The following is a 211-nucleotide window of genomic DNA, read 5'->3' on the forward strand; positions in this document are numbered from 1 at the left end:
CCTGCGAAATTTACATGGGAAACCTACCTGTCATCCCCGGAAACTTCATGCCGATAAAGGATATGATTTCCCATTTTGCAGACAGGCGTGTACAGCGCGGCACATAAAGCACCGAATTGCCAGACGAGGAGTGGAGAGTTCCTCGCATCTTGGAAAGCACCGCTGGGTTGTCGAGCGAACCTTTGCCTGGTTCCATCGATACAGACGTCTG

Annotated in this window: 1 protein-coding gene; it reads left to right on the top strand. The window is 51.7% G+C overall.

The window, feature by feature from the left end; all coding sequences use genetic code 11:
- On the top strand, nt 1-211 hold a 211-nt coding region (locus H6B51_RS17515), incomplete at both ends, for a transposase (protein ID WP_204884846.1).

The organism is Pseudoflavonifractor phocaeensis (assembly GCF_016901955.1).
Lineage (GTDB): Bacteria > Bacillota > Clostridia > Oscillospirales > Oscillospiraceae > Flavonifractor > Flavonifractor phocaeensis_A.